This is a genomic window from Novosphingobium sp. BAM6 (assembly GCF_057784955.1).
The window spans coordinates 1-20091 of the sequence record NZ_JBYNTR010000017.1 but is presented as its reverse complement, the minus strand read 5'-3'; the positions used below and the strand labels follow the sequence as shown (position 1 = coordinate 20091).

Here is a 20091-nt window from a genome sequence, read left to right as displayed (position 1 = left end):
CGGTATCCCGCAAATCGAATTGCTGCCAAGGATGGCATTCTCTCCCTGCCAGAACGGTTGGACAAAGTGTTTAAAATGCTTCTTCGCCTCGAAGCCGTGCTGGCTTTGATCGTCGCATCGGTGATGATCCATCTCGTGCCGCTAAACAGGGCTCACCGTGCTCTGGGCCACCTGAAGAAACCCCGCGATCGAGGGCGTACCCCGCCGCCGGACCGACTGGCGCAAGGTCGCAGGATCGCACAGCGCGTGACCCGCGTTGCCCGGCGGCTGCCTTGGCGCAGCACATGTTTGGTGCGCGCGACCGCCGCAACGCTGCTTTTGCAACGGCGCGGAATTGCAGGCTCCGTCATTCGCCTTGGCGTTCGCAAGAGCGGGGACTGGCTGGAAGCCCATGCTTGGCTTACACTGGATGACGTGGCGCTCATGGGCCATGAAGAAGCGGAGCGCTTTATCCCGCTCGCCGACATCAGGCGGGACACCGGCGCCTGATACCGGTCAGCCCGTTCGGCCTGGGGCGCTGCGCCAACGCATATGATGGCGAGCGAAGCCCATCGCTTCTGTCTGGAATCCTGACCGCTGGTAGAGCGCCATGGCCCGCAGATTATCGGGTGCCACGCTGAGGACCACGTCACGGCCTTCCTCGCTGGCCAGCCGCATCATCGCTTTCAAGATCATCGTTCCCTTTCCCTGCCCCTGGCAGGAAGGCAGCAGCGTGATGTCGATGACATGGATATCCGCCCCGGAACGATCGAGGTAAAGGCGTCCCACCGGGGCTCCGCCGGTCAGCAGCAGCAGAAATTCGCCGCCTGCGAATCTGTCTTGATAGTCGCGGTGCTGGGCTGCGAACTGTTGATCACAAAAATCGCGGCAGGCCTGTGCGGACCAATCGGTCAACGCCAGTTCACCCCGGCGTGAATGCCGGTAGAGACGACGCAAAAATGGCAGGTCGACATCCCTGCAAGGGCGCATCCGAAGGCCTGGGACGACAGGCGGTGACTGTGCAGGGGCAAGACCTGCCGCAACGGTGAAAGAAGGAAGCGGGCCCACCGCCTTGCCGGACACCGCCTCCCCAGCCCGTTCAGGCCTGCGCAGGAAAGACGGAGTCGGGCGCATCTGCATTTATGCAATACACGAACTGGAGGAACGGCGAGCGGTTCTCATGCGGCTGGGAGCCGCCTGCGATGCCGACGGCGAGTGGCGACATCGCGGTCAAGCCGCCAAGGCCATAGGCGTTGTAATTGTAGTTCTTGCCCCCAGACTGATACAGAGGCGCGGCCGGGACAACGTCTGCCGATGGCGTGGTTTGCCGTACTGCGGCGTACTGGGTCTGTACCGAATGGGTGTGATAAGGAAGCTCCGAGCCTGTCAGCGTCACTGCGGCCTCGCCTAGCGCGTCGCTGACCGCAAATACGCTTCCCTGCGCGTCGGTACCTGCTCCGATAACGGCTTGGCCGGTAAGGTTGGGCACATTGATGGCAGACGCGGCGTCACCGCCATACGTGGTCCCGATCACGGCCGCCAGAATGGGGTGCGCGGCAACCGGCAAGCTGCGTCCGTCGCATTGAACCCACCCATCCGGAACGAAGGAGTACGGGAAAGCGCGAATTTCTCCGATGAAAGCGTCCATTGCACTATCTCCTTGCGTTCAGTTGAAGTCTGGGAACTGCCCTTCAAGCGCAATGATGTAGTTCATCACAAGGCTTGGCATGATGTTGTCGTGCGGCACGCCCGCGCCCTGATAGTCGATGACGTTGTTCCCAAACTGCTGGGCGGGCGCACCCGCGGTGTATTTCACATAGGCGTTGAGAACGTCATCCGGATCGGCCAGCAACATGCCCTGCGGATCCGTCGTCGTTGCCGCCGTTGTCGCCGCGTTCAGCGCATGGGTATGAGCCGGCATCGTGGCCATGGTGAGCGCGACCGTGGCCTGCCCGCCGGCTTGAGCCAGCGCATATGACGAAATACCGGCAGCGACATTCGCCGTTCCGACCCCGATCGCCAGTCGCCCGCGCAGATCGGGCAACCCGAAATTCGTTCGTCCATCGCCGCCGTAAATCGTACCGAGAACCGCGAACAATCCCTCGTTGCCGGTGATCGGCAAGGTTTTCCCGTCGCAGAATGCCCAGTGCAGAGGCGCGAAATTTCCCGCAAAGATACGGATCTCACCGATATAATTACTGGCCATGAATAGGCTCCGCTAAAAGCTCAAGGGCGCTGAGGATAGAAGCCGCGCACCGCCATGCAGTGATGCAGGGCGATGAACGGCTGCCGGTTTTCATGCGGCGCCGAACCGCCCTCACTGGAGATGCAGCTTTCGTGCAGGGCGGTGACAGGCGCCGTATTGCCGTAGAGGTTCGCCGGCCCCGGCGGATTGGCCAGAGTGGACGGCGGCACGGGGGCGGCCATGTAGGTCTGGGCCGGAAAGAATCCGGTGCCGTTCTGGGATGTGGCATGCATCATATGCTGATGCGCGGGCATCTGCTGCGGCGTAAGGCGCACGCTTTCGGCGCCCCCCGATGCTCCGACGCCCCCGGCCGTGACCGGCGCTGTCGGCGACGTTGCGCCCATGATCGTACGGCCGCGCAAGTCGGGAATACCGAACGTCATTCGGCCATCGCCTCCGAACCGGTTGCCCAGCAGGCTGCCGAGCGCGGCATAGGTCTGCATCGGCAATATCGCACCATCGCAGATAACCCAGCCTTCAGGGATCCTGCCGTATGGGAAAATTCGAATTTCACCTAAGTAGACTTCTGCCACGGCGTTCTCCCTGACCCATCAAAAGCGCACAGCCTCGAAGGTGCGGCACAGGAGCTATAATGCTGGAAACTCTAACATTTCGTATAGAAATGGCAGTTTCAGTGTTGTCAGGACATAGCGTCCGTGCAAAACGCAGCGCGTGCAATCACGGTATTGACGTCAGTGGTTTCGCTCAGTTAGCCTTCCGGAATATTCCCATACCCCCGGCCGTGGTCCTGCATGTTAGCCATCGACCAGAAGGAGAAGATAATGAGCGAAATCATCACCACGCCGAACGAAGCCGGCAACCCGGTGCCTGCGACCAAGCGCGCCTGGTCGGAACCTGCGCTGACGGCCATGTCGGTAACCGCCAACACCTTGACGACGGCTTCGGGCACGCAAGACGACGGTCTCGGCTTCGACAGCTGAACGGCAGCGGCGGAAGGCTGATGGTCAAACGTCACGCCTTGCGCCGTCCTGTCCTCTGCCGCTAACAGACGCCGCATCGCAACAGGAAGTCCGCCGTCGCCACTCCGAAGAGAAGTCGCCGCCGATATATGGCGGACACGTCTGCCCTGTGCGCGGTGGCAGGATCCAGCGGAGCATCGACAAGACGCAGAAGTTCGGGAACATCGATCATGTCCTCGATCACGCGGTTCCCCTCTGCACGCTGCAAAATATCCTTCAGCCCTGCGCGCCCGGAAATCACGCGGTACATCCAGTCCGCACCTTGAGACGCCCGACCCGCCGGAGGCGCAAGCACTTCGGCGGGGACGCGATCCGCGAAGACGCGATCGTATATGCGGCGGGTCATGCCGCGGTGCAGCAAAAGATCGGACGGCATTCTCAGCATCATTTCGATGACACGCCGGTCCCGGGTGGGATCTCTCTCGTCAAGGCGATACGCACCCAGGACTGACTTCTCGAATACGCTGGCGTCGAGCCGGGCGACCGAATCAGCGATCCGGGCGTCCTGCCTCCAGCCGCTGGGACTGCGCAGGGTCGCCAGGGTTTCGTCCGAGCCTGCTGCCTGCATGTCCCGTGCCGTCTGTTCCAGAACAGGCAATCGCAAAGGCGAAAAGCGGGCGCGTTCGGCATCGGTCGGCGTCCCCCGTGTCATGCGCCATGCGCGCCAGGCAGCAGGCAGGACAGGTCCGGCCGAAGATCTGAGCAAGTCTGACCAGGGCGTGCCGGTGCGATGCAAGGCCTGTAGCTCGCTGGCCAGATGCCACCAGCGCCCCCGTGCGAACAGATCCGGCAGAACATCGTGGCCATCGTAGCTTATGGTCGCGTTTCCGGCCCGGCCGGTCAGCAGCACACGGTGTCCCCGACCCTGCGCCGAGCGCCAGATGTCGCTCAGCCAAACCCAATTGCTGGGATTGGTCATCGGCTGGCGGGCGAACGCGAAGGTCGCGTCAAAGTCTTCGCCGATCGCACGGCCATCCCGGCCGATCAGCAGATGTTCGATATTGGCATGGCGGGCCGCCGTCTTGGCCGCCACGGGGCTTTCGTCGATCATGCGGCCCGCCGGATCGTGCGACCCGGCCCGGTACGAAGGGACGGCCGTATAGGCGGTCAGCATCCCCCCCGCCCCGGCCAGCATCGGAGCCGCGGTGACGGCAACGGCGCTGCTGTCGCGACCTGCGCTCAACTGGCAGGCCACAGTTCCGGTGGTGCGCAAACGGTCCTGCACCGCTCGCCCGAATACGTCGTCAAACGCTTCCAAGTACTGCTCATGGGAAGCCTTGCTACGCCGGTCCGCGCGGGGAATATCCCAATATCGATCCATGCGCCTTATGCCATCCGCAGCGATCTCCAGGCGGGTGCTGCGCTCCAGTCGTTCGATACCTTCGTAGAAGCTGCAACCCGGACGGTCTTTGAAAAAACCGGCATATCCGCGCACAGCCGCCAGATCCGGTGTCGGCGGAAGTTCGGGCAGGGCATGCAACCCGTGATACATGCTCGAAAAGGCGATGAAATTGCCGCGCTGGTGGAAGAATAGCGGCCGATCCGCCAGATGATCGCGAACAAGGTGCAGCCGGCGTTCGTGGCCGTCCCATAACGCGAACGCGAAATTTCCGACGAGCCGGGACAGGCTCGCCGTCCCCCACCGCTCCCACGCCAGCAACAGCATCGCGGCATCCGCGACCTTAAGGGCGCGAGGCGGGTCGATATTCAGTGCGGCGGCAAGCTCCGGTCGATTGTCGAGCCGAACGTCGGCCACCAGCCTGTAGCGACCGTTCGCACCCGACAGCGGCTGGCTGTCGAACACGTCCTCCGGCAACAGAAGGTCCAGTCGACTGGCGAACGATATGAACCCCCCGTCCCACACGCCTGCACGGTCGCGGCCGAACGGCGCCTGCGCCTCCTGCATCAGCGCCACACGCCCCGCGGCTCCCGGCTTTCCGTCCAGATGCCATAGCCCGGTTATCGCGCTCATGGGTCTCGCGGTTCGGTTTGGGCGGCGGTTTCCAGGATCAGGTCGGCCAGCCTGTCGATACGGTCGAGAGCATCCGCCCGGTGAACAATCCAGACCGGCACCCGTTCAGCGAGCCACGCGGCGTGACGGAAGGCAGCCCGCCCCCCGTCGATCGCAATCGCCATCTCGCGCCGAAGTATCATGCGAAACAGGGTCGCCACACCCTCTGCCTGCCGTATCCGCTCGACGCGCGCCAAAGTCGTCGCCGTCGTATCGGGCTGCAGCACGAAGACACCGCGCAGAGGCACCGGCTCAGGCTCGAACACATCGGCGAGGGAAACGTGAAACTTGCCCCATCCCTGCCGCACGCGCATCGCCAGGTTCAATTCCTCACCGAACACCGCCGCCGAGTTGTCCCAGAGCTTCATCGACGGGTAGCCCGGCTGGACCATTCCCCTGCGAGGATCGACGATGGCCTGGTCATCGGTCACCAGCCGAGCGCCCCGCGCCAGAAGCGCACGGGCTGTCGTCGACTTTCCCGCACCCGAGTCTCCGGCTACGGCGATCCCTTGCCCTTTCACGGAAAGGACTGCGGCATGCAGCGGCGGAGCCCCGCGCTGATGGCACAACGCCGCTGTCGCCGGACCGCAAATCAAACTGAAAAGCTCGGCCTCGGTGACGCCGGGATCGGCATCCACGACGATGGCCTGCCCCGCCTCGACGGCTATGCGTATTCCGTTGGGAGATGCGATGAAAACGCGGGCATCTTCCAGCACCTGGATAAAAGGTAATTGCCGCCCCTGTACTTCATCCGGAAGCGGAACCGGCGCGAAATGCACCGTAATATCCGCGAGGTCTTGCGGCAGTTCGGCGGGCACCAGAAACAGCAGGGGTCGGGTAGATCTCAGGCGCCAGCCGTAGAGGCGATAGTCAAAGGCGTTTCCAGGCGCAGCGGAAACCGGAGGCAGCGAACAAGCCTTCACGCGGCAATCCGCACGATATCCCTGGCGAGCATCTCATCAAGGAACCGCAGAACGGAACTTTCGATGTGAGCGCAGGGAGCGTCGTAAATCTGGGCCAGACGTTGACATAGTGCGTGGGCAGCGATGGGTTCGGCCATTTCCCGCCAGATGTGCGAACCGACTTCATTGAGGTTGTAGAACTGCCCGCTTTGCACATCGATCATCACCACCTCCCCCTCCACATCGGTGAACAGCACGTCCGGATTCGTTACGAGGCAATCCATCATGCCAACCATCTTCTTCTCCCGATCAGGTGGATCATCGACAGCATAACTACAGTCAACCATCTGATGAGTATACGCTTTAGCTTTTCCTGACAAAGCGTAAGTGAAACAGCGACCTACCCTCTTGGCCCCCCGGCCCTGCCACGGCGCGCCGATCTTTCCGCCACATCAGCAGTTGACCGGCCCGCGCTGGTCCGCGCGCTACGCCACAATATCCGGCGTGGAGCCAGGCTCCTGCCATGCAAACCGATCTGCTTGCCCCTAGCGCTTGCCGGACGCTACATGCTGGCACGACGCGGATGGCACCCAGCTCGTGACGAGCGTTGCCCCCGACGGATCAGCCCTCAAAGCGCACGCCTGACTGGCCAGCGGCGATCTCTAAATCTGGGGCCGCGGAGCCAAGGGCCCTCGCGCGAAGCCACCCACTCTGACCGCCTGATGTCCGGCGCCCTTGCGCCGGACAGGCTCTGCCTTCCCGGTGATTGAAGATCCGGGCTGCTTTCAGTCGGGACTGTCAGGCGATATCAACCGCCCTGCTTCCATCGCCAGAACGCGCGAACAGCGCACGAGGCTTTCGCGGCGATGCGCGACGACAATGACCGCCATCGGCCAGTCCACCCCGGCCAGCGATTCGAGTATCCGGCCCTCCGTCTCAACATCCACCGCTGCGAGCGCTTCATCGAGGATCAGCAGCCCCGGACAGCGCAACAGCGCCCGCGCGAGGGCGACGCGCTGGCGTTCGCCACCCGAAAGCGTGACCCCAGCCTCGCCCACCGCGCAATCCAGCCCGGCCGGCAGCGCGCGAACAAGATCGCCAATTCCAGCCCTTTCCAGCGCCTGATACATCGCCGCGTCATCGGTGGATTGCCCCGACAGCAAAAGGTTGGCGCGCAGGCTGTCGTTGACGAGAAAGACCGCCTGCGAAAGATAGGCCAGACCGGATTGCCAGCGCGGCAGAGCTTCTCCAGCCAAGGGCACCCCTCCCACCGTGACCGTTCCTCTGTCCGGCTTGAACAAACCCACGACCACATCAAGCAAAGTAGTCTTTCCGGCCCCCGATGCACCGGTGATACCGATCCACTCACCCGGTTCGATCACGAGATCGATCGGACCGATCCCGTTGCGGGTCGCGGGGCCGCCAGCCACTTCCCGCTCACCATGCGTGAACTGCACGCCACGAAGTTCCAGCCGTCCGGTAAGCGGCGCGACATCCGGCGATCCGTCCGCAGGCGGGGCAAGCATGGCGCGCATGGATTCGAGCTCGCGGAATGAGGGCAAAACGGCAAGAAGCGTATGAAACGTCTGCTGGATCTGCGCCGTCTGCGCGTTCATGCGCGAGATCACCAGCACTGTCGCCAACAACTTCGCCGGCGCAATGCTCAAGATTATGCCGCCCGCGATGAGCAGGGCCGCGAACAGCGCGCTAACCCGTCCCGAGATCACGCGCTGATGCGCCTGCTCGAACTGGTGGCGCTCCATTCCCAGCCTGATACGGTCAAGCTTGCCGGCGATGCGTGCGAGGTATGCCGATTGGCCATTCTCGGCACTGGCTGTCTTCAGCCCGGCCAAGAACTGCGAGGAACCGGACGCCATGGCCGCAAGCGCTCGCCGATCCTCATTGCCGAGCATCATGGTACTGCCGCGCCGACGCCATAACATCGCGCCCAAAATCGCAACGAGCACCACGCTCAGCGCAGTCAACGTGGCCGAAAACACCAGCGCGACCGCTAGGTTAGCGGCAAGTGTGACGAGCGCCACCGTCAGCCGGACAAACTGCTGCGATGCAGTGACCGAGCGATCGACATCCTGCAGAACCAAAGCAGTAATCCGGGCATGCGGCAACTGCGACAATATCTTCCACGGAGTCGCGGCAAGTCGGGTAAATAACTCACCGCGCTCGGCCTGCGCGAAACGCGCCTGCAACCTAGAGTAGGCCATGTCGCGTTCGAAAGTGAGCTGACTGCGTAGAAGTCCGGCGATGAGAAGCAACCCAAGCAACGCAATGACGGGGCCGTGTGGTCCCAGAAACGAAACCGCAAGCGACAACGATGGCCGCGGTTCGCCCGCGCCGATCAGAATCTGCACTCCCGGCAGAAGCAGCAGCAGGAACATGGCCTCGACGATGGCGGCAGCCCCGGTCAAGGCACCCGCGATCGCAGCCTGTCGCCCGCTGATCGTGCGGATGCGCGTGACCAGCCGACCGAGCAGGCCCAGAGTCTCTCGCGCGGCAAACTTTTCGGCGCTCCGCTCACCATTCGACGGCTTCATTTCACGCTCTGGAGCCCCGCAGGCGACGCCATCCCCAGAGGGGCAATCGCAGCGCGACGTAAAGCCCCCGCAGCCGGTCGGGCAACGGTATCGCCAGGATATCGGCCTCGACGAACAGGTAGCGTTCGAGCAGCACCTTCGCCTGCGATGCGCCTGCGAAAAGACGGCGATTGAGCGTTATATCGCGCGCGAGTTCGGACAGGTTCGTGAAGAACCCCTTGGCAGCCTCGGGTATGGGCTCAATGATGGTACGGCGCACCGCTCCGACTATCGCCTGCACCGATGCATCCGGAGCTTCGGGCGGTGTCGCCGGCACGCCAAGCAGCTCGCCGACGAGCGCCTCGGTCACCGCCAGGGCCCGGCCGGCACCCAGTTCTTTGGCACGTTGCCGGATCATAGCGAGCTCCTGCGCATCGGCGGCCAACAGCACCGCACCCACATCGGCCAACCATTTCAATCTGAACCAGCCATGCAGCGTTCCATGCACGGCGAGGTAGGCAACCAGATCTGGTGTGGCCAGCGTGTCGATCGCTGTCCGGTCGCTGCTGCCAATCGCCACGCGTTGGCGCGGCGAAGCGGCGGAAAGCCCTTTCAGCAAGCTCGGCGCATAGCTGGGCTTCCAGTGCAGTTCGACGATTGTTCCATCCTGCCCCAACAACGGGACATCGCGCCGGTTGCAGACGAGCGCACGGACCTGACGGCTCGACAGCGGACCGACGAAATTCCCAAGCCGATACCCGCATTCATACAACAGTCCGATCGCCCGCGCGGCATCGGCAACCGAAACGAGCAAATCGAGATCATGACTGGCCTTGCGACTGATCGTGCCATAGGCGAGCATCCCCAAGGTCAGTCCCTTTAGCTCGATCATTGCGATACCCGCCTCGGCAAAACGCCGGCCAATCGCAAGCAGTTCTTGCGCCTGACGCAGGCTGTGCAATTGGATCGCCTGCGCCCGCGCTGCAATCACCGCCCGGACGTCCGCTGGAACGCCTGCCGCCGCCTGAGGGCTACGCACCAGTGCCGCATTGACGAGACCCGCCACCCGGTGTCGAGCGACCGCCGCGAGCAAGGCCTGCCAGTCTTTGATCGTCCCGATCGTGTCGGTTAGCCGACCGCCATCGGAAGCGCGTGGTGGCCACGCGCAACATGCGGCGAGGAAGCGCAGCTCTGGCGGCAAGCCTTCGGAAAACGGAACAGGCGCGTCTCGTTCAGTGGCGTATTCCATCAGTATCATTTGATGCAAATAAACTCCGCCCGAGGGCTGATAACCACCCTTGATAAGCAAGCCTAATGAGAAGGCTACCGTACGGCAATGACGATCGCAGAGGTGGCCAGAGGAAACTGGACAGTGCGATAAGTGGACTTTCTGCCTGATAGCGAAAGGTCGCTCGGCCTCGAGCGGAACATGCGCTCGTGTTTTGCCTCGGATTATCCCGTCGCTGAGCCTCACCAGAGCGGCGCAATCAAGCGCAACGGAAGCAATCCGTTCCTATTCCTCAACATTCACCTCAATTGTGCAATGCACAGGCCTTTTCGCCTTTGCCGCCGACTTCTCGCACGCCCGAAGCATCTCACGGTTAGCCTTATCCCGGTGCGCGGCGGTAACGATGCTCCTCCAGCTCTGCCGCGAGCTGGCTTCCAGCAAATGTTCCCCCGCAATCCATGCATCATTTTCACCCAGCGCGCGTGCCGCCAGATATTCGGGCGATTGCCAGCTTGCCGGCATAGCCCGCGCGATCGGCCCCGCCAGCGCGGCATAGAGCAGCAACCCGAGCACCAGGCCGCCCAAAGCGGTCCATAGCAGCCACCAGTTCTGCTGGTCGCCTCGCCGCGCTGAAGCCAGCATCGCCTGCAGATCGCGGGTAGTCGAGGCCTGCGCCGAGCGCGAGGCCTCGACCTGATGGCGCAAGTCATGGGTCGCAGACGCAACCGCCTCGTTTAGACGCAGCCTCCAATCCTCTGACGTCAGCCTGATTGCCGGGCTCTTGCCGATCTCGGCGACCTGGCTGACAAGCGCTCCCAACACCTTCTCGGTGCGATCCAGCGTCGGCTCGTAGTCAGGGATGTCGATGGAATCGCGCGCGGCGCTAAGGCCGCAGATTGCAGCGCGCAGCAACGACAGCTCGCCACGCAGCCGCTCAATCCACCAAATAACGCCATGCCAGAGCTACTTCAGGAAATGCAGTACCCTTGGAGGAGCACGGATTATCACGCTAGATATGTTATCACACTCCACGGCGCAATGATGATAATACTTGCCTTACCAGCACATACAAATCAGGCTTGAACACGCCTGAGCCGCGCGGCCCATCACAAATCCGTAGTGGAATCGGGATCGCTTATAAGCGCTCCAATCCGCTCCAGGCTGGCGAGTATCATGGCCTGTTCCCATTGCGGCAAGGTGCTGAAACCACGCCCGAAACGCAATTGCAGCGGCGATGGCAGATCGCTGAGGCGCTGGAGGCCTTCAGCCGTTGCGCGTACTAGGATCTGGCGCCGGTCGCTGTCGCTTCGCGTCCGCGTTACAAGTCCGCCAGCCACAAGCTTGTCGACGATGTTGGTGATGGTCGCTTGCCCGAAGCGCAAAGCGGCAGCGACGGCGCTTGGCGTCGTACCCTCGCCGGTGCCGATCTGGCGCAGCACCAGCGCCTGCGATGGCGTCAGCCCCGTCAAAGCTGCCATTTTCCGGTTCTCCAGATCGGCTGCGTCGAGAATTTTTCTCAGGGCCGAAAGAGCTGCCGGTGTGAGGTCGCTGTCCATGCCCGACAGGTAGCTTTCCTGCGGGCTTGCGCCAAGTCGCAAGATACTTCCAAAATCGAAATACTACACCTCAAAGACATCCCTGACAGAAACCATTTTCCATATCGAAGGTTGCAATGACCCGCGACAGACGTATGTTATCGCGCATCAGAAGTCAGAATGAGGCAAATGCCAAGCACGCGAATGTGCTTCGGAGGGTGAAGTAATCTTTGATGCAGACGTAAACGAAGTTCGCCCCGGAAAGCATTCCGAGGGCTCCAGTTCCATGAGCGATAAAACCCCGCCGGTCCTGCGCCGGCCTACCGCCGAAGATGGCCCCGCCGTCACCTCGCTGATCGCGGCCTGTGCGCCGCTCGATCCCAATTCGGCCTATTGCAACCTGCTTCAATGCAGCGATTTCGCCGACACCTGCATCGTTGCCCAGCGCGATGACGAGATCGTCGGATGGATTTCCGCCTATCGTTCGCCTTCGCACCCCGAACGGATCTTCGTCTGGCAGGTCGCCGTCGCCGCATCCGCCCGTGGCGAAGGGCTCGGTGGACGAATGCTCGACGAGCTTGTCGCACGCCTTGCCGTGCAGGGTGCCACTACGCTGACCACCACCATCACCGAGGCCAACCCGGCCTCCTGGGCGCTGTTCGGCGCCTTCGCGCGCCGCCACGGCGCCAGCCTCTCGAAATCCGAGCGCTTCACACGCGATGCGCACTTCGCCGGGGCACATGATACGGAATGGCAGGCGAGCATCGCTCCGCTGCCGTCCGCCCATACCTGAACAGGGAATTCCCGACATGACCAAGACCCCCATGCCGAGCGCCACCGCGCCGGATACGAAGATCTATGACCGCCGCGAATCCGGGGTTCGCAGCTACTCCCGCGCCATGCCGCGCCAGTTCGGCAAGGCGCAGGGCGTGTGGCTGCACGACAGCGAGGGAGGCCGTTATCTCGACTTTCTGTCAGGCTGCTCGTCGCTGAACTACGGTCACAACCACCCGGTGCTCAAAAAGGCCTTGATGGAGTACATCGCCAATGACGGCGTGACCCACGCGCTCGACCTGCACACCGATGCCAAGAGCGAGTTCCTGCGCACGCTCGAAGACGTCATCCTGACCCCGCGCGGCCTCGACTATCGCGCGATGTTCACAGGTCCCACCGGCACCAACGCCGTGGAAGCTGCGATCAAGCTCGCGCGCAAGGTGACGGGCCGCGAACTGGTGGTGGCCTTCACCAACGGCTTCCACGGCATGACGCTCGGCGCACTCGCCTGTACCGGCAATGCCGGCAAGCGGGGCGGAGCGGGCGTGCCGCTCAGCCATGTCAGCCACGAGCCGTTCGACGGCTATTACGGCGAGGACGTCGACACTGCGGACCTGCTCGAACAGCGCCTTGCCGATCCATCGAGCGGCCTCGATGCGCCTGCCGCTTTCCTTGTCGAGACGGTCCAGGGCGAAGGCGGCCTGAATGCTGCGCGGCCTGAATGGCTGCGCCGCATCGCCGCCCTTGCCAGAAAGCATGGCGCGCTGATGATCGTCGATGATATTCAGGCAGGCTGCGGGCGCACCGGAAGCTTCTTCAGCTTCGAAGGCATGGGCTTCACGCCGGACATCGTCACCATGGCGAAGTCGCTTTCGGGCATGGGCCTGCCTTTCGCCCTGACGCTGATGCGCCCCGAACTCGATGTGTGGAGCCCCGGCGAGCACAACGGCACATTCCGTGGCAACAACCACGCCTTCGTCACGGCCACGGCAGCGCTGCGCGAGTTCTGGGCGGATCCCGCCTTTATCGACGCCGTGGCACGCAAGGGGGGCATCCTCGAAGCGCGCCTTGATCACATGGCCGAGCGCCATGGCCTGACTACGCGCGGCCGGGGCATGATGCGCGGCATCAACGTTGGGTCGGGCAAAGTTGCTTCGCAGATCACGTCTGCATGCTTCGACGGAGGCCTGATCATCGAAACCAGCGGCGCGCATGACGAGATCGTCAAGGTGCTCGCCCCGCTGACCATTGAGGATGCGGTGTTCGAAGCCGGGCTCGACATTCTGGAAGAAGCGGTCGCCCAGGCGATCGCACCGGTCAAACGCGCGCTGCCGAAACTCGGCGTCGCCGCCTGATCCTCCGTTCAAGTTCAAGGAATTAAATATATGATCGTTCGCAATCTCGCCGACATCCGCACGTCCGACCGTCACGTTGAATCCAAGGGCTGGCACTCCGATCGCCTGCTGCTCAAGGACGACAAGATGGGCTTTTCGTTCCACGTCACGACCATGTTCGCAGGCGAGGAACTGCACATGCATTACCAGAACCATCTCGAAGCGGTGCTGGTGATGCAGGGCGAAGGCACCATCGAGGATCTGGGCACCGGGCTTACCCATGAACTCAAGCCGGGCGTCATGTATGCGCTCAACGCCAACGACAAGCACATCGTGCGCCCCGTGCAGGATATCGTTTGCGCCTGCGTGTTCAACCCGCCGGTAACGGGCCGCGAAGTCCACGACGAGAACGGTGCCTACCCTGCCGATACGAGCGAACCCGCGCTCGCGGACTGAGGAGAAAGGGGGCACGAGATGCACGACCACTATCCCACCCGCAGCAGCGACAGCGGCACAGGCGTTTCCCGCCTGCTGCCGCGCGGCGAACCCGTGGCCCACCGGGCATGGCAGCCGGACGCCCCACTGAGTGCAGAGCAGATCGCGCAGTTCGACCGGGACGGGTATCTCGTTCTAGACGCGGTATTTTCCGAGGCGGAGATAGCCGCGCTACAGGTCGAGACCGGGCGTCTGCTGGGCGATCCGGGAGGCCTCAAGGACGAAACCGTCATTGCCGAGCCGGGCAGCCGCGAAATCCGCTCGATCTTCGAGATTCACGAACAGAGCGAGACGATGCTGCGCCTTGCCGCCGACGAACGGCTGGCAGGTGTTGCGCGATACCTGCTCGACGATGAGGTCTACCTCCACCAGTCCCGGCTGAACTACAAGCCGGGGTTCAGGGGCAAGGCGTTCCAGTGGCACTCCGACTTCGAGACCTGGCATGCCGAGGACGGTATGCCGCGCATGCATGCCTTGTCGATGTCGGTGCTTTTGGCAGAAAACACGCCGCACAACGGCCCGCTGATGGTGATCCCCGGATCGCAGCACGTATTCGTCGGCTGTGCGGGCGAAACCCCGCAGGACCATTACAAGGCGTCGCTTCGCAAGCAGGAGTATGGCGTGCCTGACGAGGATACGCTGGCCGAACTCGCGCACCGCCAGGGCATCGTCTCGCTGACGGGCAAGCCCGGAACGGTGATAGTGTTCGACTGCAACACGATGCACGGCTCAAACGGGAACATCACCCCGTTCCCGCGCGCCAATGCCTTCTTCGTCTACAACGCAATGAGCAACCGACTTGAGGCGCCGTTCGCGGCGAAGGTCGCGCGGCCGGACTTCATCGCGGCACGCGACGCGAAACCATTACGCGCCGTCACCGGCATGCTTGAAGGAGCGAGCGCATGACCACCCATTCCGTCGAAAAGATTGGCGGCACGTCGATGGCCGCGACGTCCACCGTGTTCGACAATGTCCTGATCGCCGGACGCGAAGGCGCGGCACTCTACAATCGTATCTTCGTCGTATCCGCCTATGCCGGGATGACCGACCTGCTGCTGGAGCACAAGAAGTCGGGCAAGCCCGGCGTCCATGCGCACTTCATCCGTAGCGAGACACCCGGCGCCTGGCGCTCTGCCCTGGCCGACGTGATGGGCGCGATGTGGGCGCGCAATGCAGAGATGTTCGACCGGGCGGAAAGCCGCCGCGAGGCGGACGCGTTCGTCGCCGCGCGGATTGCTGCGCTCGAAACCTGCCTCGACGATCTCGATCGCCTTCGTGCTCACGGCCGGTTCTGCCTGAAAGAGCAGATGACGACTGTGCGCGAGATGCTCGCCGGGCTGGGCGAGGCGCATTCCGCGCATTCCACCGCGCTGATGCTCCGCGATCGCGGCGTGGATGCCGTATTCGTCGACCTGACCCTATGGGACCACGAGGACATGCGCAGCCTCGATGGGCGGATCGAGGAAGCGCTTGGCCCGATCGACCTTGCCACGCAGATGCCCATCGTCACCGGCTATGCCGGTTGCGAAGGCGGTATGGTGCGCCGCTATGCCCGTGGCTATTCGGAAATGACGTTCTCGCGCATTGCCGTGCTGACGCAGGCGCGCGAGGCGATCATCCACAAGGAGTTTCATCTCTCCAGCGCCGATCCCCGCGTGGTCGGAGAGCAGGTGGCCCGAAAGATCGGGCGAACCAACTACGATGTTGCCGACCAGCTGGCGAACCTGGGCATGGAAGCGATCCACCCACGGGCCGGTCGAGGACTGCGGCAGTCGGGCATCCCGCTGCGGGTACGCAACACCTTCGACAGGCACGACGACGGCACCCTGATCTGCGGCGATTACGCCTCCGAGGCACCACGGGTGGAAATCGTCACCGGCCTGTCCTCGGTGCAGGCGCTGCAGGTGTTCGAGCAGGACATGGTGGGCGAGAAGGGCTACGACGCCGCGATCCTCGATATCCTCGCCCGGCATGATGCCTGGATCGTCAGCAAGAGCTCAAACGCCAATACCATCACGCATTACCTGTCCGGCACCGATGCGAAGCAGACGGCAGACATCGTCGCCGATATCGAAGCGAAGTGGCCCGGCGCGACCGTGACCGTACAGCCGGTTGCGATGGTATCGGTGATCGGCAGCGATCTCAACGAGCCAGGTCTGGTCCCCCGAGCGTTGCTGGCTCTGGCGCAGGCGGGTATCGGCATGATCGCCATGCAGCACCAGATCCGCAACGTCGACGTGCAGTTCATCGTCGCGGTGGAGGATTTCGATCCGGCCGTGCGGGTACTGCATCAGGCGCTGATCGAAGGTGCCGAGGCCACGCCACGGCAACGCGAGGCGGCTTGACGTCTACGCGCTGAGGCCCAACCCTTTGCACCTGCCATGCTGAACGCCATCCTGCCCGTGCGCAGCCTGCTGCTCGCCATCTTCATGCTGATGGCGGGGGGCGGCTTCATGAACACACTGGTTAGCGTGCGACTGGAGCGCGCGGGAAGCGGCACGATGGCGATCGGCCTTGTCGGCACGGCCTATTTCGCAGGGCTCGTCGCCGGATCCCTGCGCGCGCCTGCGCTGCTGCGCCGGATCGGCCATATCCGCGCTTTTGCCGCATTCGTCGCGGTGCTGAGTGCCAGCATGCTGGCCTATGCGCTCCATCGTGACGCCGTGTTCTGGGGCCTCCTGCGCTTCACCGACGGAATATGCCTCGCGGGCATCTACGTCTGTCTCGAAAGCTGGCTCGGCGAGCGCTCCGAAGGCGCGGCGCGCGGCAGTGTCCTCGCAGGCTACATGATCGCGCTCTATGGCGGGCAGGCGATAGGCCAGTTCACGCTCAACCTGGGCGGCCCCGGCGCGGCGATGCCCCTGCTGGCCGGGTCCATTCTCGTCTCGCTGGCAGCGGTGCCCGTTGTATTGACCCGCATTGCGGCGCCAGCACCGGGCGAGGAATCCTCGCTTCCGTTTCGCGAACTCTACGCCATATCCCCGCTGGGGATTGTCGGCGCCTTGCTGACCGGCGTGATGCTGGGCGCATTCTATGCGATGGGCGCGGTCTACGCCCGACGTTCGGGTCTGGACCTATCGGCAACGACACTGTTTATGAGCTTGGTCATCCTGGGCGGCGTTGCGCTGCAATGGCCGTTGGGTCGGCTTTCCGACCGGATGGACCGGCGCAAGGTGATCGTCATCGGCTTCGCAGGGACGCTTGCCGCCTGCCTCGCGATCGCCCTGACAAGCAACATGCTGCCCTTGATGGTCTTTGGCGCCCTGTTCGGTGGCCTGAGTTTCTCCCTGTATCCCTTGTGTGTGGCGCATACTAACGATCACCTGGTCCCCGAGCAGCGCATAGCAGCCAGCGGAGGGCTCGTGCTGCTCTATTCGCTGGGCGCGGCCATCGGCCCGTCGCTGGGCGCGGCGGCGATGACTTTGCTGGATACTGCAGGCCTGTTCCTGTTCATCGCCCTGTGCGCCGCAGCCGCCCTTGCCTTCGGGCTGTGGCGACAGATCCGATCGCAGCCTGTGCCCGTCCACCTTCAGGAAACCTATGTCGTGCTGCCACGCACCACACCCATGTCTGCCGCGCTCGATCCGGTAGCTGCCGAGGAGAGCCCGGATTGATGACCCAGCCCCCCTCACCCGCGCTACTGCGCCGTGTAATCGCCGCCTCGGCCGTCGGCAACGCCGCCGAGTGGTTCGACTACGGCCTCTATGCTTATGGCATGACCTATATCTCGGCCGCACTGTTTCCCGGTCAGGCGGCGCAGGCGACGCTGTTCGCGCTGGCGACCTTCGCGATATCGTTCCTGATCCGGCCGCTTGGGGGACTTGTATGGGGCCCGCTGGGGGACAGGTATGGCCGAAAGGCGGTGCTCGGCATCACGATCGTGATGATGGCGGCGGCAACCGTGCTGGTCGGCTTTATCCCGTCGTATGCCACGATTGGTCTGTGGGCGCCCGCGCTGCTGGTTATCCTGCGCATGGTACAGGGCTTTTCCACCGGAGGTGAATACGGCGGCGCGGCAATTTTCATGGCGGAATATGCGCCTGACACGAAGCGCGGTTTCTACGGCAGCTTTCTGGAGGTCGGCACTTTGGCGGGCTTCTGCACCGGCGCCCTGCTGATGCTCGGCTTCTCACTCATGCTTGGGGACGAGGCCATGCATGCGTGGGCCTGGCGCCTGCCTTTCCTGCTGGCCGGACCGCTCGGCCTCGTAGGTGTCTATTTGCGATCGCGCATGGAGGAAACGCCCCTGTTTCGCGCTGCGCAGGATAACCACCAGAGCCCGGAAGCCTCTTTGCTACGCGACCTTCTGATCCACCACCGTCGTCCTCTTCTGGCCATGAGCGGACTGGTCATCGCGCTTAATGTCGTGAACTATACGCTGCTCAGTTACATGCCGACTTATCTGGAACGCCGCCTCGGCCTTTCGACCGACGCCGCGCTGGCCGTGCCGATCACAGGGATGCTGTTCATGATGGTGCTGCTGCCTTTCGCCGGAGCACTGTCCGACCGGATCGGAAGGAAGCCGATGTGGCTGATCTCGCTCATCGGACTGATGGTGAGCGTGGTACCGCTCTATCACCTGATGGGCGCAGGTCTCGCCAGCGCGACGATAGGCTATGCGCTGCTCGGCCTGCTGTGTGTGCCGCAACTGGCGACCATTTCGGGGACCTTCCCGGCCTTCTTTCCGACGAAAGTGCGCTTTGCCGGCTTCGCTGTCGCCTACAACCTGTCGACCTCGCTGTTCGGTGGCACCGCACCGGCCATAAATGCCTGGCTCATAGATCGAACCGGCAATCCCCTGATGCCCGCCTATTTGATGATTTCGGCATGCCTGACAGGTTTGCTCGCGCTGCGATTCACCGATGAGACTGCTCGCAAAGCACTTCGTACCGTTTGACCTCGTACGCTGTCACGGCAAACTTTCCCCTGTCGAAAGATGCCTTCTTGACTATGCCGATTGCGATCAAGCATCCGACATTTCGGCATGTGTCGACCCTTTCCGGTCGTTCAGGAGAGGAGCTTCTCCTTGTCCGCAAAGCGATACTTCATCCGCCACAGCTTGGCGCCGTTGGGGCGCACCAGCAGGTGGAGACCGCCACCATCGGTGAGCTTGTAGTCGCGCGCCCGCTTGGGGGCGTACTTGGCTTCGAGATCGGTGATCGACATATTTGGGGGTATCCATTCTGAGCGAGTGGATAATACCCCCATCGGCACCCCCAAATGCAAATCGCTGTCCTGGGATGTGGCGGGTTTGCGTGGGATGCGAGAAGCGCTTATTTTTCGGGTTAAGCCACTGAATGACTGACCGGCTGATGCCGGTAGGATTATGAGGCGGGGCTGAAGCCATCCTTGTGGGTATGCTTGTCGAGATACCGCATGATGATGTCATCGGTGATGTTGCCGGAAGTGGTCGAGAAGTAGCCGCGTTGCCAGAAGCGCTGTCCCCAGTAGCGCTTGCGGATGTGCTCGAACTCCTGCTGGATCTTGCGTGATGAGCGCCCTTTGGCCCGGCGCACGAAGTCTGCGACCGAGACGTGCGGTGGGATTTCAACGAACATGTGAACGTGGTCCTTCGACAGCGCCCCATTGATGATCGTCACGCCCATCTCGGCGCAAACCTGCCGGATAATCTCGCGAACTCGCAGACGCACATCGCCAATGAGCACCTTGTACCGATACTTGGGCGCCCAGACGAGATGGTAGCGATGATGGAATGTCGTGTGACAACCGGACCGATACGCCATAGCCTGTAACCTCGGGAAAAGCGGAAGCTTCACGCCTTCGGCGGCTTCCGCTTTTCCCGAGGTTACAGGCTAACACGCGAGTCTGTGGCTGAAGCCAGTATCCGACTGAAGTCGGAGGGGTTCTTCCCCGAAAGAGGACTCTCTTATGTTCGTGATCAAGAGCCTTTGGCATGTTGCATCCTTTCCGTCGGAGAGTGACGAAGCGCTGAGGTTTTAACAGGTTGCGGAAAAAGGCTTGGCAGAGCCGGCCATTGGCCCCGTTTTCGCGGTTTTCTAGCCCACAGCGTCAGTCATTCCGGGAGGTAACTTCCCGAAGCCGGTCGTTTTTGACCG

Annotated in this window: 22 protein-coding genes; 9 read left to right on the top strand and 13 right to left on the bottom strand. The window is 62.8% G+C overall.

What is annotated here, in order from left to right; genetic code table 11:
• Nucleotides 1-75: 75 nt before the first annotated feature.
• Nucleotides 76-489, top strand: a complete 414-nt coding sequence (locus AC3EC3_RS19025; protein WP_488491155.1) for a lasso peptide biosynthesis B2 protein — start codon at nucleotides 76-78, stop codon at nucleotides 487-489.
• A gap of 6 nt (nucleotides 490-495) precedes the next feature.
• Here the strand turns inward: AC3EC3_RS19025 and AC3EC3_RS19020 are convergent, their stop codons facing one another.
• From AC3EC3_RS19020 to AC3EC3_RS19005, 4 genes are all read right to left on the bottom strand, one after another.
• Entirely contained in the window at nucleotides 496-969 is a 474-nt protein-coding gene (locus tag AC3EC3_RS19020; RefSeq protein ID WP_488491159.1) for a GNAT family N-acetyltransferase, read from the bottom strand.
• Nucleotides 970-1078: 109 nt separating this feature from the next.
• Nucleotides 1079-1627: a phage tail protein gene (locus tag AC3EC3_RS19015; protein WP_488491154.1), complete on the bottom strand. Its 549-nt coding sequence runs from the start codon at nucleotides 1625-1627 to the stop codon at nucleotides 1079-1081.
• Nucleotides 1628-1645: 18 nt separating this feature from the next.
• A complete protein-coding gene (locus AC3EC3_RS19010) occupies nucleotides 1646-2185 on the bottom strand; it encodes a phage tail protein (protein WP_488491153.1) in 540 nt (179 codons plus the stop codon).
• A gap of 20 nt (nucleotides 2186-2205) precedes the next feature.
• Complete coding sequence (locus tag AC3EC3_RS19005; protein ID WP_488491152.1) at nucleotides 2206-2757, bottom strand: phage tail protein; 552 nt, start codon at nucleotides 2755-2757, stop codon at nucleotides 2206-2208.
• Nucleotides 2758-3006: 249 nt separating this feature from the next.
• Here AC3EC3_RS19005 and AC3EC3_RS19000 point away from each other — a divergent pair, with 249 nt between their 5' ends.
• Nucleotides 3007-3165 (top strand): hypothetical protein, encoded by a 159-nt coding sequence (locus AC3EC3_RS19000; protein ID WP_488491151.1) that lies wholly within the window; start codon nucleotides 3007-3009, stop codon nucleotides 3163-3165.
• A gap of 61 nt (nucleotides 3166-3226) precedes the next feature.
• On the opposite strand, the gene AC3EC3_RS18995 is transcribed toward AC3EC3_RS19000, so the two are convergent.
• The 7 genes from AC3EC3_RS18995 to AC3EC3_RS18965 form a co-directional block, all read right to left on the bottom strand.
• Nucleotides 3227-5176 carry an asparagine synthase-related protein gene (locus AC3EC3_RS18995; protein ID WP_488491150.1) on the bottom strand — a complete coding sequence of 650 codons (1950 nt, stop codon included), beginning with the start codon at nucleotides 5174-5176 and terminating at the stop codon, nucleotides 3227-3229.
• Nucleotides 5173-6033 carry a hypothetical protein gene (locus AC3EC3_RS18990; protein WP_488491149.1) on the bottom strand — a complete coding sequence of 287 codons (861 nt, stop codon included), beginning with the start codon at nucleotides 6031-6033 and terminating at the stop codon, nucleotides 5173-5175. The genes AC3EC3_RS18995 and AC3EC3_RS18990 overlap by 4 nt, the downstream gene beginning before the upstream one ends.
• Before the next feature lie 101 nt (nucleotides 6034-6134).
• Entirely contained in the window at nucleotides 6135-6413 is a 279-nt protein-coding gene (locus AC3EC3_RS18985) for a PqqD family peptide modification chaperone (protein WP_488491148.1), read from the bottom strand.
• 489 nt (nucleotides 6414-6902) lie between these two features.
• Nucleotides 6903-8669, bottom strand: a complete 1767-nt coding sequence (locus tag AC3EC3_RS18980; protein ID WP_488491147.1) for an ATP-binding cassette domain-containing protein — start codon at nucleotides 8667-8669, stop codon at nucleotides 6903-6905.
• Between the two features lies 1 nt (nucleotide 8670).
• Nucleotides 8671-9897 (bottom strand): nucleotidyltransferase domain-containing protein, encoded by a 1227-nt coding sequence (locus AC3EC3_RS18975; protein WP_488491146.1) that lies wholly within the window; start codon nucleotides 9895-9897, stop codon nucleotides 8671-8673.
• Nucleotides 9898-10161: 264 nt separating this feature from the next.
• On the bottom strand, nucleotides 10162-10788 hold the full coding sequence (locus AC3EC3_RS18970; protein WP_488491145.1) for a DUF6118 family protein: 627 nt from the start codon (nucleotides 10786-10788) through the stop codon (nucleotides 10162-10164).
• A gap of 194 nt (nucleotides 10789-10982) precedes the next feature.
• Nucleotides 10983-11474 carry a MarR family winged helix-turn-helix transcriptional regulator gene (locus AC3EC3_RS18965; RefSeq protein ID WP_488491144.1) on the bottom strand — a complete coding sequence of 164 codons (492 nt, stop codon included), beginning with the start codon at nucleotides 11472-11474 and terminating at the stop codon, nucleotides 10983-10985.
• A gap of 223 nt (nucleotides 11475-11697) precedes the next feature.
• Here AC3EC3_RS18965 and ectA point away from each other — a divergent pair, with 223 nt between their 5' ends.
• From ectA to AC3EC3_RS18930, 7 genes are read left to right on the top strand one after another with little or no spacing between them, the layout of a single operon-like run.
• Nucleotides 11698-12204, top strand: coding sequence for a diaminobutyrate acetyltransferase (gene ectA / locus AC3EC3_RS18960; RefSeq protein WP_488491143.1), 507 nt, complete (start codon nucleotides 11698-11700; stop codon nucleotides 12202-12204).
• A gap of 16 nt (nucleotides 12205-12220) precedes the next feature.
• Nucleotides 12221-13540: a diaminobutyrate--2-oxoglutarate transaminase gene (ectB, locus tag AC3EC3_RS18955; protein WP_488491142.1), complete on the top strand. Its 1320-nt coding sequence runs from the start codon at nucleotides 12221-12223 to the stop codon at nucleotides 13538-13540.
• Between the two features lie 30 nt (nucleotides 13541-13570).
• A complete protein-coding gene (locus AC3EC3_RS18950) occupies nucleotides 13571-13975 on the top strand; it encodes an ectoine synthase (RefSeq protein WP_488491141.1) in 405 nt (134 codons plus the stop codon).
• Nucleotides 13976-13993: 18 nt separating this feature from the next.
• On the top strand, nucleotides 13994-14920 hold the full coding sequence (gene thpD, locus AC3EC3_RS18945; protein WP_488491140.1) for an ectoine hydroxylase: 927 nt from the start codon (nucleotides 13994-13996) through the stop codon (nucleotides 14918-14920).
• Nucleotides 14917-16359, top strand: coding sequence for an aspartate kinase (locus AC3EC3_RS18940; RefSeq protein WP_488491139.1), 1443 nt, complete (start codon nucleotides 14917-14919; stop codon nucleotides 16357-16359). Before thpD ends, AC3EC3_RS18940 begins: the two co-directional genes overlap by 4 nt.
• A 36-nt stretch (nucleotides 16360-16395) precedes the next feature.
• Complete coding sequence (locus AC3EC3_RS18935) at nucleotides 16396-17628, top strand: MFS transporter (RefSeq protein ID WP_488491138.1); 1233 nt, start codon at nucleotides 16396-16398, stop codon at nucleotides 17626-17628.
• A complete protein-coding gene (locus AC3EC3_RS18930; RefSeq protein ID WP_488491137.1) occupies nucleotides 17628-18911 on the top strand; it encodes an MFS transporter in 1284 nt (427 codons plus the stop codon). Before AC3EC3_RS18935 ends, AC3EC3_RS18930 begins: the two co-directional genes overlap by 1 nt.
• A 110-nt stretch (nucleotides 18912-19021) precedes the next feature.
• Here AC3EC3_RS18930 and AC3EC3_RS18925 read toward each other — a convergent pair whose 3' ends face one another.
• Both AC3EC3_RS18925 and tnpA read right to left on the bottom strand, forming a co-directional pair.
• Entirely contained in the window at nucleotides 19022-19180 is a 159-nt protein-coding gene (locus AC3EC3_RS18925) for an Arm DNA-binding domain-containing protein (protein ID WP_488491136.1), read from the bottom strand.
• Nucleotides 19181-19338: 158 nt separating this feature from the next.
• Nucleotides 19339-19758 (bottom strand): IS200/IS605 family transposase, encoded by a 420-nt coding sequence (gene tnpA, locus AC3EC3_RS18920; RefSeq protein ID WP_488491135.1) that lies wholly within the window; start codon nucleotides 19756-19758, stop codon nucleotides 19339-19341.
• Between the last annotated feature and the right edge of the window lie 333 nt (nucleotides 19759-20091).